The organism is Aeromonas sp. 603404, from assembly GCF_049171775.1.
Taxonomy (GTDB): Bacteria; Pseudomonadota; Gammaproteobacteria; order Enterobacterales; family Aeromonadaceae; genus Aeromonas; species Aeromonas veronii_A.
This window is the reverse complement of the sequence record NZ_JAAKPE010000015.1, coordinates 74,822-89,311: the sequence shown is the minus strand read 5'-3', so window position 1 is coordinate 89,311 and position 14,490 is coordinate 74,822. Positions and strand designations below refer to the sequence as shown.

At 61.1% G+C, this 14,490-nt stretch carries 12 protein-coding genes; 4 read left to right on the top strand and 8 right to left on the bottom strand.

Annotated elements, in window-relative coordinates; genetic code table 11:
- Window positions 1-175 precede the first annotated feature (175 nt).
- Both viaA and G5306_RS17580 read right to left on the bottom strand, forming a co-directional pair.
- Complete coding sequence (gene viaA / locus G5306_RS17585; RefSeq protein ID WP_216952886.1) at window positions 176-1,630, bottom strand: ATPase RavA stimulator ViaA; 1,455 nt, start codon at window positions 1,628-1,630, stop codon at window positions 176-178.
- Between the two features lie 9 nt (window positions 1,631-1,639).
- Window positions 1,640-3,253 carry an ATPase RavA domain-containing protein gene (locus tag G5306_RS17580; protein ID WP_266134770.1) on the bottom strand — a complete coding sequence of 538 codons (1,614 nt, stop codon included), beginning with the start codon at window positions 3,251-3,253 and terminating at the stop codon, window positions 1,640-1,642.
- 313 nt (window positions 3,254-3,566) lie between these two features.
- On the opposite strand from G5306_RS17580, the gene G5306_RS17575 reads away from it, so the two are divergent.
- Window positions 3,567-4,001, top strand: a complete 435-nt coding sequence (locus tag G5306_RS17575) for a DNA polymerase III subunit psi (RefSeq protein WP_227341928.1) — start codon at window positions 3,567-3,569, stop codon at window positions 3,999-4,001.
- A 109-nt stretch (window positions 4,002-4,110) separates the two neighbouring features.
- Complete coding sequence (gene rimI, locus G5306_RS17570) at window positions 4,111-4,560, top strand: ribosomal protein S18-alanine N-acetyltransferase (RefSeq protein WP_216952883.1); 450 nt, start codon at window positions 4,111-4,113, stop codon at window positions 4,558-4,560.
- Window positions 4,561-4,567: 7 nt separating this feature from the next.
- Here rimI and G5306_RS17565 read toward each other — a convergent pair whose 3' ends face one another.
- Window positions 4,568-5,068, bottom strand: a complete 501-nt coding sequence (locus G5306_RS17565) for a hypothetical protein (RefSeq protein ID WP_406596058.1) — start codon at window positions 5,066-5,068, stop codon at window positions 4,568-4,570.
- A gap of 227 nt (window positions 5,069-5,295) precedes the next feature.
- Here G5306_RS17565 and G5306_RS17560 point away from each other — a divergent pair, with 227 nt between their 5' ends.
- A complete protein-coding gene (locus tag G5306_RS17560; RefSeq protein ID WP_216952881.1) occupies window positions 5,296-7,086 on the top strand; it encodes an AMP-dependent synthetase/ligase in 1,791 nt (596 codons plus the stop codon).
- 81 nt (window positions 7,087-7,167) lie between these two features.
- On the opposite strand, the gene gshA is transcribed toward G5306_RS17560, so the two are convergent.
- From gshA to G5306_RS17540, 4 genes are all read right to left on the bottom strand, one after another.
- Window positions 7,168-8,766 (bottom strand): glutamate--cysteine ligase, encoded by a 1,599-nt coding sequence (gene gshA / locus G5306_RS17555; RefSeq protein WP_421313303.1) that lies wholly within the window; start codon window positions 8,764-8,766, stop codon window positions 7,168-7,170.
- Between the two features lie 61 nt (window positions 8,767-8,827).
- Window positions 8,828-11,641, bottom strand: coding sequence for a M16 family metallopeptidase (locus tag G5306_RS17550; protein ID WP_421313301.1), 2,814 nt, complete (start codon window positions 11,639-11,641; stop codon window positions 8,828-8,830).
- Between the two features lie 27 nt (window positions 11,642-11,668).
- Window positions 11,669-12,106 carry a YqaA family protein gene (locus tag G5306_RS17545; protein WP_005348990.1) on the bottom strand — a complete coding sequence of 146 codons (438 nt, stop codon included), beginning with the start codon at window positions 12,104-12,106 and terminating at the stop codon, window positions 11,669-11,671.
- Complete coding sequence (locus G5306_RS17540) at window positions 12,103-13,080, bottom strand: NADP-dependent oxidoreductase (protein ID WP_421313299.1); 978 nt, start codon at window positions 13,078-13,080, stop codon at window positions 12,103-12,105. The genes G5306_RS17545 and G5306_RS17540 overlap by 4 nt, the downstream gene beginning before the upstream one ends.
- A gap of 56 nt (window positions 13,081-13,136) precedes the next feature.
- On the opposite strand from G5306_RS17540, the gene G5306_RS17535 reads away from it, so the two are divergent.
- Entirely contained in the window at window positions 13,137-13,304 is a 168-nt protein-coding gene (locus tag G5306_RS17535; protein ID WP_005308905.1) for a hypothetical protein, read from the top strand.
- A gap of 54 nt (window positions 13,305-13,358) precedes the next feature.
- On the opposite strand, the gene G5306_RS17530 is transcribed toward G5306_RS17535, so the two are convergent.
- Window positions 13,359-14,369, bottom strand: coding sequence for a Preprotein translocase subunit SecY (locus G5306_RS17530; protein ID WP_158114319.1), 1,011 nt, complete (start codon window positions 14,367-14,369; stop codon window positions 13,359-13,361).
- Window positions 14,370-14,490 lie beyond the last annotated feature (121 nt).

The following is a 14,490-nucleotide window of genomic DNA, read 5'->3' as shown; positions in this document are numbered from 1 at the left end:
GAAAGAGCAGCAGGCGACCCGATACCGGAAAATCACCCTGTAACAACGGCTGTAAAGGCTACCGCAAGGAGAGAGGACTTGAATGGGTTTCATCTCACATTTTACAGCAATATCATAACGTTGGAATGAGGAGGGGGATACAGAGCGAAAGAGGGGGCTGGCTCCCTCCCGGTAACTAATGATGCTGCCAGCGCCGCAGTAGCCGGCCGCGCAGACCGCAATCGAGCAGCCAGCTGTTGTCAAAGACCCGCAACAGTGCCGGTTTGGCGTGCCGGGACATGGCCACTGCGTGAAAGCGGGTCTGGCGCTGGCGATAGCGGTTCATCTGCTCGAGCAGGGCATGGGGCAGACTCTGAGCGATAAAGTCCGAAATAACCAGCACATCTGCCTTGGCAAAAGCGGGCTCATCGAGTTTGACCAGCGCCTTCTCCAGACAAGGCACCAGATCGGTACCACCGTGAAAGCTCATGGAGAGGAAGCGCTCCGCCTTGTCCAGTCCGGTATCGGCGGTGATCTCAAGGGTCGCCACCTCGGTAGAGAAGAGCATCAGGTAGCAACCGCGCTTCTCATCCATCGCCACCTTGAGCAGCGCAAGAAAGAGTGCCTTGGCACACTCCTCGGGATAGCCCCCCATGGAGCCGGAGGTATCGACACAGACGATAAAGGGGCCCCGCTGCTGCAACTGCTGCCCCCCCTGCTCCGGGGTGCGCAGCATGATGCGCTGGCGCGGCAAGGTGCCGCGTGACTGGTAACTGAGCAGGCGCCGCTCCAGATAGCGGCGGTAGAACTCCAGCTCCAGCTCCGGCAGCCCCAGCATCACCGCCTCGCTTGGCAGTAGCCGCATCAGGTCGCTCGCCTGGTGGATGCCCACCAGGTCGTCCGGCACATCGTCGCTGGGGGCGGGCTCCAGCTCCAGCACCTGAACCGGTGGCACCGGCTGCTCCTGCGCCCGGCGATCCCGCTCGCTGCGCCCGAGAAGAGCGGCAATCTCCGCCAGCAAGGGCTCGCGCTGCAACATACGGGCGTATTGCTTGACCAGCACCAGACTGCGTTTGTGCCAGTGCCCCTGCGCCAGATCCCAAAGACCACCGGCTGAGATCTGGTTCGGATCGAGGGCATCGGCCAGGGTGCGGCTCGCCAGCAGCTGATCTTCAATCTCCTGACGCTGCTTCTCCCGCTCCGCCTCGGCGATCTGCTGCTGCAGTTGCAGCAGGCTCCCCACCAGACTGGCACGCCACTTGTCGATAAAGAGCTGGCGCAGCCCCTCGGTGGGGTGAGCCATCAGCTGGCGAACCAGCGAACGGGCCTCACCGGCAAAGGGGCTGTAGTGATCCAGCGACTCCAGCAGGGCGGGCAGGCGACCAATCAGCTCGGTCATCGGCAACTGCCGGTGCGCCTGATAGAGCAGGTACTCCTGCTCCAGCGCCACCGGCACCGGCTTGTGACGGATCTCCTCGCCAAGCTGCTCACCCCAGCTCTGCAGGCGCTTTTTCAGCAGCTTGCCCTGCAGCGGGGAGCGCTTGATGAACTCGGAGATCTTGGGCGACGCAGCAAGCAAAAGTGCCACCTCCCCTGCCAGCTCCCCTTCGCCAATCAGCAGTCCCAGATCCAGCATGCCAATCTCAAGCATGAGCGCTCCTTACTCGTCCAGCCTTGGCAACCGCTCGCGCCACTGTGTCAGCTCGCCGCGCAGCAGTTCAAGATCCCGGCTCAGCACGAAGAAGCTGTCCTCCACCTGTTGCAGCCAGCGCTGGGCAATAAAGAGGTGCTGCCGATGACGATCGAACAGAGTACGCTGCTGTTTAAGCTCCAGTACCACCTTGCCAACCTGGGCAAGCAGCTCATCAAGCGCTTGCAGCCAGGGCTCCAGCACCACCTCGGGGATGGCGTTGCGCTCCATCAATACCAGCGGGATCTGCTGGCGCTGGATATCGAGCACCTGCAGGCGCAGCTCATCGTCAAGTACCAGCTCGTAGTGTCCCTCTTTCGGGTTGCCATATTGATAACCCACCAGCGCCTCGCCGGTCGGATGCCAATGGGAAAGCAGGGTACGATCGAACACCAGGGTGCTGGTGAGACGCTCGGGATCGCTGCCATCCAGCGGTGCCGGGGTGAGCAGATGGAAGTGCACCTGCTTGCCAAAGGGTCTGGCGTTGGCGAGGGGGATCTCGATCCCCCTCGCCCGTCGGCCAAACCACTGCTTGCGCTTGCGCGCCTTGCAGCAGAGACGTTGTGCCACGCCCTGTTTGAGCTGTTTGAATTGATCCCGCAGGGCAAGCAGCTGGCGGGTCAAGGCCAGTTGCTGATAACCGTAGAGACGGGAGAACTCGGTCATCATCTCCAGCAGGGCGGTGCGGGACTCCTCGTCATGCCAGAGACAATCCTTGAACAGCAGCAGATCCACCGGTGCGACCTCATCGCGGCCATTGAAGAAGGCGCTCGCCTTGATGAGCCGTACCGCCTTCTTCCAGCGGCGATCCGACACATAACAGCGATGGGCCAGCTGGCTGTCTAGCTGCTGGCGCAGCTGATAGATAAGTTCGAAACAGGCATCCGGCAGGCGCACCTGCTCAATCTGGCTCTGCCACTGCTCGTACTCATCCCCCCGGATCTGCAGGGATTCCGGCAGATTCTGGTGGGCGTGACCGTCGCTGGCCAGCATGGATTGAAAGTTGGCTTTCTCCTGCACCCGGTCCATCCAGATCCGCACCAGCATCCGGTCGTAGAGCGCTTCCAGCCCGCTGTCCGGCGCCGGCAGCTCGTTGGAGGCGGTCACCAGCAGCCGCATGGGGATTGGATGCTGGCTATCACCATTGCGGAACTGCCGTTCGTTGATGGCGGTGAGCAGGGTGTTGAGAATGGCGGGACCCGCCTTCCAGATCTCGTCGAGGAACACCACCTCAGCCTCCGGCAGATAGCCGGCAGTGAGGCGCAGGTATTTGCCATCCTCTTTCAGCGCCTGAATGGAGAGGGGGCCAAATACCTCCTCCGGTGTGCTGAAACGGGTCATCAGATATTCAAAGTGGCGGGCGTCGTGAAAGGCCAGCTTGAGGCGACGGGCAATCAGACTCTTGGCGATACCGGGTGGCCCCAGCAAGAAGACACTCTCACCGCTGAGGGCTGCCAGCAGACCGAGGCGCAGGGCATCCTGCCGTTCATAAAGCCCCTCACCAAGGGCTGCCAGCAGCCGGGGCAGGCGCTCCTGGATGGGAATAAGACGCGCAGGGTTCTGGGCTTGAGCTAAAGACGACATAGAGAGTGTTCCGAAGCTGGGATGATGTTAGCCCCAAGGCGTGATATCCATTTGCTCGACCTTGGGTTTTGTCTTGTTATGATGTTTATTCTGGTATCTCTTGCCGCACAATACCCGCCTCTGGCAGGAAAAAACGCAAAGGCAGTGCGATACCGTATCGGCAGCGTGCTGCGCCCATGCATAGCCAGTGTCGTGATGGCACCATGCCCGCATGCGCCAGATGATGCGTTGCAAAGGGTGCAGCAAAAGCGGTTCGAGTGTACCCTGCGCAACACAATTTTCCCCAACGCAGATCAAGAGTGAGTCGCCCCAGATGCAAGATCCCGTTCGTCAGAGCATGTTGGCCCGCATGGGCATTCAAAGCTGGCAACTGCGTCGTCCGGCATTGCTGGGTGCAGATCTCGTACCCGAGCTTGCGCAAGATGCCGTGCAGCCCGACCAGACAGCACCGGCCACCCGCGCTCCGCTGCCCAGCGGCAAACTCTGGTTGCTGGCGCCTCAGCTGCCTGCCACCACGCTGCTGGCGGATATCTGCCAGCTGCTCGGCATGACCCCCGACGAGGTCTCACTGCTCAGCGAGCTGCCGCCTGCCAACCTGCAAACGGCGGATGCCTCACCGCTGCTCTGGCTGACGGAGGCCAACCCGGAACGACCCGATGCGTTGATCTGTCCGCTGGCCCCCAGTGCCGCACAAAAGCGCGCCCTGTGGCAACAACTACGCCGACACCTGGCGAACAGTACGGCATGATCCTGCATCATGCCTTCAACGCCCTCTTGGAAGCCGCTCTTTTTACCTGATTTTACAAAAGTCGTCTTTGCCAACCCCGACATCCTCCACCCAGTCACCCGGAGTCAACATGCCTGAGTTTCGTCCCCTGCTCGAAGCCGATTTCGACCTTGTCTATCCCATAGAGCAGGCCGCCCACAAGGAGCCCTGGAGCCAGGCCAACCTGCTATCCTGCTTCGGTCCTCGCTATCTCAACGGCTTGATGCTGGTCGATGGTCGCCCGGCCGGCTTCTATATCTCGGATCTGGTGGCCGGAGACAGCTCGCTGATGAATATCTGTGTCCACCCCGAATTTCAGGGCAAGGGGTTGGGACGGACACTGCTGCAAGCCTACCTGACTCGCAGCAAACAAGCCGGGGCAGAGGCCTGGTTTCTCGAGGTGCGGGCAGGCAACCAGACCGCCATCAACCTCTACGAGAGCGCCGGCTTTGCCGAGTATTGCCGCCGCGCCGACTACTACGGCACCGGCAATGATCGGGAAGATGCAGTACTGATGTCCCGCCTGTTCGACTTCAGCTGATCCCGCCTCAATCGAGGGGGGCGTTATCCATCGCCGGATCCTGCAAGGAGAGAGTGGTGTGAACCACCGCCTCGAATCCGGCGGCGGAAAGCGGCATATAGAAGCCCCGCAGCCAGGTTTTCCCCGGCATCCAGATCTGCTGTATATCCACCACTATCTTGATCGGTTTGAGGGGTTGACCCGGCTGCTGGATATAGATGCCGGGCGGTGTGGCCACCTTGGGAAAACGGCGCAGGATCTGTTCACTACCATCCCCCTTGCCCGGATTGAGCCGCACCTTGACCAATCGGCTCAACGGCACTCTCATCTCTTCACTGCGCCAGAAGCGTTCGTTCAATGCCTTGCAGCGACGGCACTTGGGGGTCTCCAGCACATAGAGCAGCGGATAGCCCAGCGCCAATGCCTGCTGTTGGGCCTGCTGGTATCCCTCCGCCCCTTCATACCAGGGATTCGCAGGCTGCTGTGTCTTGCCCAGAAAGTACCAGGCCGCCCCGCCCCCCACCATCATGAGCCCGATCACGGCCAATGCCCCTTTCATCCATAGATTCATATCGTTAACTCTCCCTTTGCTCCTTTGCAGTATCGGCCAGTCTGCGCAAAGGGAGAGCTATTTGCGCTCTTTGTGATCCAAGACAAACGGCGAACACTTGTAAGCTGTAATGTTGGAGTTTAAACTCTAGCCCGATTTTTAGTGCCCTCGCGGGCGTACAACTGTAATTAAAGGATGTTTAACTGATGCCGAAGCTTCATCTGGTTCGACTGATGCGTGAACGTATTGCCCAGCTTGGCAACAAGGCTGCCCTGCGGGTTCAGCAAGATGGCCAGTGGCGCGCCATCGGCTGGCGTACTCTGGGCCAGGCCATGGACTACTGCGCACAGGCGCTGATCCGTGCCGGCCACCAGCCAACCGAGATGGTCGGCATCTATGCCCGCAACATGCCGGAATGGACGCAGGCCGATCTCGGCATCTTGGCCGCCCGCGGCGTCAGCGTCCCTATCTACCCCACCAGCACCCTCGATCAGCTGCGCTACATCGTCAAAGATGCCGGCATCAAGGTGCTGTTCGTTGGCGAACAACCTCAGTTCGATCAGGCGCTGCAACTGATTGAAAGCGGCGAGATCCGCCAGCTCATCGCCCTCGACGGCAACGTCAACCTGCGCGGCTGCGAGCAGGCGAGCCACTTCCAGACATTTCTGGTCTCCGGCAACCATCAGCCCAGTGAGCAGGAACTGCGAGTACGGGAAACCCAGTACCGGATGGATGACCTGCTGACCCTGATCTATACCTCCGGCACCACCGGCGAACCCAAGGGGGTCATGCTCGACTTCAGCAACATCGCCGCCTGTTTCGAGATGCACAACAGCCGCCTCGACCTCAATCAGCAGGATGTGTCGCTCTGCATGCTGCCGCTCAGCCACGTGTTCGAGCGGGTATGGAGCTATTACGTGCTCTACTGCGGCGCCGAGAACGTCTATATCCGCGATCCGCAGAAGGTGATGGATGTGATTGGCGAGGTGCAGCCGACCGTGATGTGCGCCGTGCCGCGCCTCTACGAGAAGGCCTATGCCATGATCCAGGCCAAAGTCGCTCAGGCTCCGGCTCTGCGGCGCGCCCTGTTTGGCTGGGCAACCCGTGTCGGCAAGCAGATGGTTGCCACCCGTCAGACGGGCAAGTCCGCTTCCCCGCTGCTCTACGGCCAGCTCTGGCTCGCCGAGCGACTGGTGTTTCGCAAGCTGCGCGCCCGCTTTGGCGGCCGCACCCGCTTCCTGCCGGTGGCGGGCGCCCGTCTGGCCGACGATGTGAACCTCTTCTTCCAGGCGATGGGGCTCAACCTCAAGTACGGCTACGGCATGACCGAGACCACTGCCACCGTCTGCTGCTACGAAGACAGCCAGTTCAAGCTCGGCTCCATCGGCACGGCACTGAACGGCATCGAAGTGAAGCTGGGTGAGAACAACGAGCTGCTGGTGCGCTCCCCCACAGTGATGCGCGGCTACTACAACAAGCCGGACGCCACCGCCGAAGTGATGACCGAGGATGGCTTCCTGCGTACCGGCGATGCCGGTGAGCTCGACAGCCAGGGCAATATCTACTTCACCGAGCGCCTCAAGGAGCTGATGAAGACCTCCAACGGCAAGTACGTGGCCCCGCAACTGGTGGAAGGGACCATCGGCAAGGATCGCTTTATCGAGCAGATCGCTATCGTCGCCGATGCCCGCCACTTCGTCTCTGCGCTGATCGTCCCCTGCTTCGAGTCGCTGGAGGAGTACGCCCGCTCCATCAACCTGCAGTACCAGTGCAAGACCGAGCTGCTGCGCCACTCCCGGGTGATGGAGTTCTTCGAAGCCCGCATAGCCGATCTGCAAAAAGAGCTGGCCAAGTTCGAGCAGGTGAAGAAGTTTACCCTGCTGCCGAGCGCCTTCTCCATGGAGCTAGGTGAACTTACCCCCACCATGAAGCTGCGCCGCAAGATCATCGAGGCCAAGTACCAGAGCGAAATCGAGGCCATGTATAACCACGTCTGATATCGCTCAGGTTCAGAGAAATAAAAAAGCCGCTCACTCGAGCGGCTTTTCGTTGGCACTTTGGTTGGTACGAACCCGCCTTCAGGCCGTGGTGGTACTGGTACCGAAGTAGTCGGCCAGGAAGTCATCGAATGACAGGCTGTCGCTGCGCTCGCGCTCCCGTTGTTTGGCCAGGGAATCCTTCGCCTCACCGGCAAAGTAGGCCTCATCCCAGTACTGCAGTTCCCCTGCCAGCAGCTCCTCGCGATAGCGGGTCGCCAGCTTGTCGCCGTAACAGCCGTTATCCTTGCCACTCTCCAGCAGCTCCTTGAGCATGCGGGCGGAGTAGGTCAAATCCGGATTGAGCAGCTTCTCACGGTGCATTGCCAGCGTTTTGCGATAGTGGTTACGGCCGCAGCAGCGATCCAGCAATTCGGCCACCTGAGCCAGCTCGTCGAACAGCTTGAGGCCGTACTCTTTGAGGCCAATGGCATTGCCCTGCTCATCTTCAAGCATCAGGCCGGGACGGCGCCCTTCCAGCACCACCTTGTTCTGGTTGCGGCGGTTGCGGGCAATCTCCTCGTCACTCAGCACCGGAGAGGGGCGCAACAAGCACCAGACCAGGAACAGATCGAAGAAGCGGATCTGGTCGGCATCGATACCGAGCGGGGTGAAGGGGTTGACGTCTACGGTGCGCAGCTCGATGTATTCGATGCCGCGCTGATCCAGCGCATCCGAGGGCTTCTCGCCGCTGCGCGGGGTGCGCTTGGGACGGATTGGAGCGTAGAGCTCGTTCTCCAGCTGCAACACGTTGTCGTTGAGCTGACGATACTCCCCATCCACCTTGACCCCGATCTTGGCAAAGTCGGGATTGTGGGTATTGATCGCCCGGCGCAGGCTGCTGACATAGGCCGGCAGGCTGTCGTGGCTAATCTTGAGCCCCGCCTGGACGCTGTTGGTATAGCCCAGATCGGAGAGACGCAGCGCGGTAGCGTAAGGCAGATAGAGGGTACCCTTGCCGGTCTTCTCGAACGGCAGGTTGCTCTTGCGCCCTTTGAGGAAGGATTCGCAGATGGCCGGAGAGGCGCCAAACAGATAGGGGACCAACCAACCGAAACGGTAGACGTTACGAATAAGCCCCATGTACTTGTCGGAGATAAAGCGCTGGCTGCAACAACCGACGCACTCCAGTTCCTGCCACTCGCTCCAGAAGCTGTCCGGCATGGAGAAGTTGAAGTGCACCCCGGCGATCACCTGCATCAGGCTGCCGTAGCGGTTCTTCAAACCCTGACGGTAGAGGGTCTTCATCCGGCCGATATTGGAGCTGCCGTACTGGGCCAGCCGGATGCTCTCTTCCCCGCCGACGAAGCAGGGCATGGAGAGCGGCCAAATCCGCTCGTCACCCAGATGCTGAATCACATGGTGATGGATGTCGCCGAGCTGCTCCATCAGGCTGTCGATGGAGTCGGTGGCCGGGGTAATGAACTCCAGCAGGCTCTCCGAGTAGTCGGTGGTGATATTGGGATGGGTCAGGGCCGAGCCCAGCGCCCGGGGATGGTCACTCTGGGCGAGCCGGCCATCCGGCGTGATGCGCAGGCATTCACGTTCGATCCCGCGCCGGATCCCCTTGAGCGCGGTGAGGCGCTCCGGTGATCCCAACGCATTCAGCAACTCGGTGAGCGACAAGCTTGTTGTAGTCATATTCACGGCTCATGTGAGGCCGCCCCATCCGGGGCGGCTCTTGATTTTTATAAAGCGTCAGTTACGGCAACTGCAGCGGATAGATGGGAAGATGAAGCTCCTTCAGGGGTTTTTCAAGCTTTTGCTTGTCTCCCACCACCACGATCACCATGTCGGCCGGATTGAGCCAACGGGCGGCACTGGCCTTCAGCGCCTCGGGCGACACCGTTTTGATCAGGTTGTTCTGGGCCTGCACATAGTCCGGTTTCAGGTCATACATCACCATCTGCAGCAGGAAGCCCGCCTTCTGGCCCAAGGTCTCGTAAGAGAGGGCATCCTGCTGGGAAACCGCGCTGCGCATATAGGCCAGCTCGACCGGGGTCGGGCCGCTCTTGCGGTAGTTGTCCATCTCCTTGAGGAACTGGCGGATGGCATCCACAGTCGCATCGGCCCGCACATTGGCGCCTGTGGCGAAGGTGCCCACCTCGCGGTTGGCGGAGAAGCCCGAGCTGGCGCCATAGGTGTAACCCTTGTCTTCCCGCAGGTTGAGGTTGATGCGGCTGTTGAAGTTGCCACCCAGGTTGAAGTTCATCAGCCCGGCGGTGAAGTAATCCCCCGTGGTATCAAACGGCATGGCGCGACGGCCGATGCGGATCACCGACTGGGGCGCCCCCGGCTTGTCGACCAGATAGATGCCCGGCTTGGCCTGCTCACCCTTGAGCTTGAGATCTCCCAGGGTTGGCGTGGCCCCCTTCCACTCTGTCAGGAAGCCAAGTTGCTCCTCGATCTGCTTCTGGCCCACATCACCGACCACCACCACTTTGGCGTTGGTGGGGTTGTAGTAGGCCTGATAGAAGTGCTTCACGTCCGCCAGGGTCAGCTTGGCCACATCAGCCGCTACCCCGTCGGTAGGTTGACCGAGGCGGTTCTGCTTGCCGTAGACCAGCTCGCGGAACGCCTGTCCGGCCAGCCACTCGGGCTGCTGCTGGGCCTGTTGCATCCCTTGCAGCAGCTGCGCCTTGACCCGCTCGAAGTCAGCCTCCCGCATGCCCGGGCGCTCCAGTACCTCGCGCACCAGCGCCAGGGTCTGGGGCAACTTGTCCGCCAGCGAGCTGACGGTGATGAGGTTGTTGTACTGGGCGCTGGAGACATCAATGCTTGAGCCCAGCTTTTGCAGCTCGTCGCTGAGCTGAGCCTCGGTCAGGCGCACCGTGCCCTGCCCCATCATGGCGGCGGTCAGATTGGCCAACCCCAGTTGCCCCTTATCTTCGGCACGAATGCCGCCCGGCAGGGCGATCATGATGGAGACGGCCGGGATCTCGTCACTCTTGGTGCCAATGATCTCGATGTTCTTGTCGAGCTTGCCGTGCCAAATGGCGGGCACCTTGACGCTCACCGCCTCGCTCGCCTTGGGCTGCACGCTGCGATCGAAATTGTCTTTTACCGGTCGTTCGGCCAGCGCTTCGTCATGCTTGCTGTAATCCGGCAGCTCGCGCTTGGCGGGGGTAAAGTTCGGGGTGGCAACCTGCCACTCGGTCTTGCCCTTGGGCACCACGCTCAGCACCACCGCAGGCTTGTCGGCGATGAACTTGTCGTAGGCCGCCTTCACCTGCTCAGGTGTCACCTTGCCGATGGCATCGAGAGTCTTGAACACATAGTTGGGATCCTGGGCAAACACCTGACCCATGGCGAGCTGGCTCACCTTGCCGGAGACGCTGTCCAGACCCCAGATGGCGGAGGCACGGTACTTGGCGATCGCCTTCTCCAGATCTTCCGGTTTGAGGCCGCGCTGGGCGAACTCGCCGATCACCTTGTCCACCTCCCCCTTGAGGGTCTTGAGGCTGCCATCCTGCGACGGATTGGGATAGGCGTAGACGGTCAGAGTACAGGCCAGCTCTTCGCAGTAGTGGGACGCCCCCACATCGATCGCCTTGCCGGTTTTCACCAGCGACTGGTAGAGCATGGAGCTGGCGGAACCGCCGAGTACGTCGGCAAACATGTCGAGCGCCGGCTCCTGCGGGTCACCAAGGGAGACAGTGGGGTAACTGATATAGAGCAGCGGCAGGTGCACCTTGTCCTGCAGCGTCACGTAGCGGGTCTCGGGCAGGGTCACCGGCTTTGGCGCCGGCTCGGCCACGTCCGGGCCGCGCGGGATGGAGCCGAAGTACTTCTCGATCCACTCGAGGGCCTGCTTGCTGTCAAAGTCGCCGCCCAGAGTCAGGGTGGCGTTGTTGGGGCCATACCAGCGCAGGAAGAACTGCTTGAGGTCGTTCACATCGACCCGGTCGAGATCTTCCACGTAACCGATAGGCTGCCAGGAGTAGGGGTGAGTGCGCGGATAGAGAGCCTCCCCCACCTTCTCGCTCACCAGCCCGTACGGCTGGTTGTCGACCCGCTGGGCCCGTTCGTTCTTGACGGTGGCGCGCTGGATCTCGAACTTCTTCTGGCTCACCGCATCGAGCAGGAAGCCCATCCGATCCGCCTCCAGCCAGAGCACTTTTTCCAGCTGGTTGGCAGGCACAGTTTCATAGTAGTTGGTGCGGTCCTTGTTGGTGGTGCCGTTCATGTCACCACCGGCCTCGTTGATGATCCGCATATGCTCCTGATCACCGACGTGCTTGGAGCCCTGGAACATCATGTGCTCGAAGAAGTGGGCGAAACCGGACTTGCCGACCGTCTCGCGGGATGAACCGACGTGATAGGTCACATCGAGGTGCACCAGCGGATCGGAGCGGTCGGGAGCCAGGATCACGGTCAGGCCGTTGTCCAGCTTGTACATCTGGTAGGGGATGGCGAGCTTGCCCTCCTCCTTGCCCTGTTCGGCGATCAGGGTCGGTGCCGCCAGCACCGGCAGGGTGAAGCCCAGCAGAATCGTTAAAGGTATGACTTTGTTCACGGTAACCTCGTGAGTGACAAAAACAGGCTAGAAAATGTGACTGGCCAGCAGAAAAACCAGGGCATAACGGAACAATTTGCCGAGCCCGATCAAAATGAGAGAGCGCCAGAAGGAGAGGCGCAGCCAACCGGCCAACAGACAGAGACCATCACCGACCACCGGCGTCCAGGCAAGCAGCAGACACCAGTGACCATGTTGTTTGAGCCAGCCTAAGGCTTTTTGTTCCCCACGGCCTTGAAAATCTTCCGGTTTTTTCTTGAAGGTGGCGAGCCAGCCGAGCCACCAGGTAGTCATGGAACCGAGGGTATTGCCCAGCGTCGCCCACAGCAGCAGGCTAGCCATGCTCCACTCCCCCTTGGCCGCCATGGCCCCCAGCAGCACTTCCGAGCTGCCGGGCAGCAGGGTGGCGGAGGTGAATGCACTTAAAAAGAGCCACCCCAGCCCCATCTCCATCATCTCGCTCATCCGGGATAGCCATCGGCCGCAGGCATGCGCAGCAGCAGCTTGCCGCGTACATGGCCCCCTTCGATGGCCTGATGGGCCAGCGCCCCCTCAGCCAGAGCGAACTCACCGGCGAGGGTGACCTTCACCTCCCCCTGACGCAGCAGCATCAACATCTGACCCAGCTGCTTCTGGTCGGGGTGAACCAGCATGCCGACCACCTCGATACCCGCCGCAGCCCCAGCATCCTTGATCTGCTGGGCGGTAATGGTAGGCACAGTCACCAGGCGGCCACCCGGTTTGACGCAGGCCAGCGCCGCCTTGCCGCTCTCGCCGCCCACCAGATCCAGCACCAGATCGACCTGACTGGCCTCTGCCACCACCTGTGCTGGCCAGTTCGCATCATGGTAATCCACCATCCAGCGCGCCCCCAGTGCGTGCAGGAAGCCATGGTTGTCGGGGCTGGCGGTGGCCACCACCTCGGCGCCATAAGCGCTGGCAAACTGCACCGCCAGATGGCCGACGCCACCGGCACCGGCGAGGATCAAGACCCGCTGACCGCTCTGGAGGCCGCCGTGCTCAAGCAGCCCCTGCCAGGCGGTGAGACCGGCCAGCGGCAGCGCCGCCCCCTGCTGCAGGCTCACTCCGTCGAGCTTGACCAGCTCGCCTTCGCTTGCCACCACAGACTCCCCGTAGCCACCGGCAGCGAGGGGAAAACCGACCATGCCGCACACCAGATCCCCCTCGACCAGTGAGGTCACGCCGGGGCCTATCTTCTCCACCACGCCGGAGATGTCATAACCCGGTGTCCAGGGCAGCTTGTCCTTGTTCTGGGCCGCCGCCCAGCCAAGACCGGCGCGGGTTTTGGCATCGATGGGATTGACCCCCGCAAAGCAGATGCGTACCCGCATTTCGCCATCGGCTGGCACCTTATCGAGGGAAGGGTTGAGCTTGAGTACCGAGGGGTCACCGAATGCGGTAATCTGTAGTTGCGTCATTGCACAATCCATCCTGTTGATTGATCAAGGGTCAACAGAATAACAGCGAGGACACCATGGCTCGAATGTTTCTTATTCCTCTGTTGCTGGCACTGGGGTGGTGGGCATTTCTGCTCTACTTCCGCATCCCGCTCAAACAGGGGGCCAAGGGGTTTTACTGGATCATCGGCATCGGTGGCGGACTGGCCGCCTTCCTCAGCTTGATGATGGTGCTGACTCACTGAGTGCCACAGCCACTCGATAACGAAAAAGGCCACCGCGTTCCGGTGGCCTTCTCACTATCCGGGTTGCTGCTCCAGCGCCGGATTTAGGTAGTAGTGTCGATTGCTCCCCTGCCCCAGCACCCCTTGCGACAGCAGATGGTGGAACACACGATCCACCTCCTCCAGCGAGAGTGACAAAGCCTGTGCCACCGAGCGCTTGCTGCACTTGAGCTCACCGCTCACCAGCGCACCGCGCACCTGCGCCAGCACCTCGGGGGCGGGCTCGGGCGGCAGCATGGGCTCAGGCTGGGCTGCCATCGCCAACGCCTCCTGCGCCTCTCTGCGAGCTTGATCCTGCTGCCAGCGCCACATCCGGCGAAAGCGGTTCTCCTCGCCGATCAGGCTGACGAAAAAGGCACCGAACACGTCGAGCAGCACCGAGAGGAAGCAGACCAGCAGGAACTGCACCTGACTGATGCTCATCCCTACCCCGTCCGCCAGACTGCTCATCAGCCCCAGCATGGAGGATTGTTCGTTGACCGGCTTGGCATCGCGCTGCTGACGCAGCTCATCCTGCTGCAAGCGCAGCTTGGTGTTGGCGTGCTGCAACGAGGAGACGCCACTGGAGATGCGCTCCAGCTCGATATATTTGCGGGCCGCCTCCTCGTTGAGCTGGATCTGCCGCTCGATGCTGGCGATCTGCTCGTCGAAACGGGCAAGCTCCCGCTCGTGGCGCGCCTGCTGGCTCAACACCGTATTGGTGGCGCTGTTGATGCCACCGATACTGCCGCCGATGGATATGGCCGCCAGCACGCTGTAAAACAGCAGCGACCAGAGAGCACCACTCAAATCCCGCCGCGCCTTGCGCTCGCCGTACTCGTACCAGACGTAAAACTTGCCCAGCTCGAAGATGATGGCCAAGCCGCCGAACAGCCACTTCATCAGCGGGTTGTCATCGATGGAGAGGAACAGCAGCAGGGAGAAGATAATGGAGGCCAGAATGGCCAATCCGGTAAAACTGTATACCGTCGTCAGAGCGAACCACCCCTTGGGGTAGCGCTGTGTGGAGGAGTCCTGTGTGGTCATGATGAAGGGGTGTGCTGTGCAGGAAAAGTTGGCTGCCGATTATAGTCGCCAGACTCGCACAGAGAAGGGCAAATGACTGAATTCCTTCAGATTGGCAACCAGCTGCCCAGAGTGCGACCAA

Coding starts and splice junctions, on each gene's coding strand:
- G5306_RS17530 (WP_158114319.1), bottom strand. CDS start 14,369: ATGACCACACAGGACTCCTCCACACAGCGCTACCCCAAGGGGTGGTTC.
- viaA (WP_216952886.1), bottom strand. CDS start 1,630: ATGCTTGAGATTGGCATGCTGGATCTGGGACTGCTGATTGGCGAAGGG.
- G5306_RS17560 (WP_216952881.1), top strand. CDS start 5,296: ATGCCGAAGCTTCATCTGGTTCGACTGATGCGTGAACGTATTGCCCAG.
- gshA (WP_421313303.1), bottom strand. CDS start 8,766: ATGACTACAACAAGCTTGTCGCTCACCGAGTTGCTGAATGCGTTGGGA.
- G5306_RS17545 (WP_005348990.1), bottom strand. CDS start 12,106: ATGAGCGAGATGATGGAGATGGGGCTGGGGTGGCTCTTTTTAAGTGCA.
- rimI (WP_216952883.1), top strand. CDS start 4,111: ATGCCTGAGTTTCGTCCCCTGCTCGAAGCCGATTTCGACCTTGTCTAT.
- G5306_RS17575 (WP_227341928.1), top strand. CDS start 3,567: ATGCAAGATCCCGTTCGTCAGAGCATGTTGGCCCGCATGGGCATTCAA.
- G5306_RS17540 (WP_421313299.1), bottom strand. CDS start 13,080: ATGACGCAACTACAGATTACCGCATTCGGTGACCCCTCGGTACTCAAG.
- G5306_RS17580 (WP_266134770.1), bottom strand. CDS start 3,253: ATGTCGTCTTTAGCTCAAGCCCAGAACCCTGCGCGTCTTATTCCCATC.
- G5306_RS17565 (WP_406596058.1), bottom strand. CDS start 5,068: ATGATGGTGGGGGGCGGGGCGGCCTGGTACTTTCTGGGCAAGACACAG.
- G5306_RS17535 (WP_005308905.1), top strand. CDS start 13,137: ATGGCTCGAATGTTTCTTATTCCTCTGTTGCTGGCACTGGGGTGGTGG.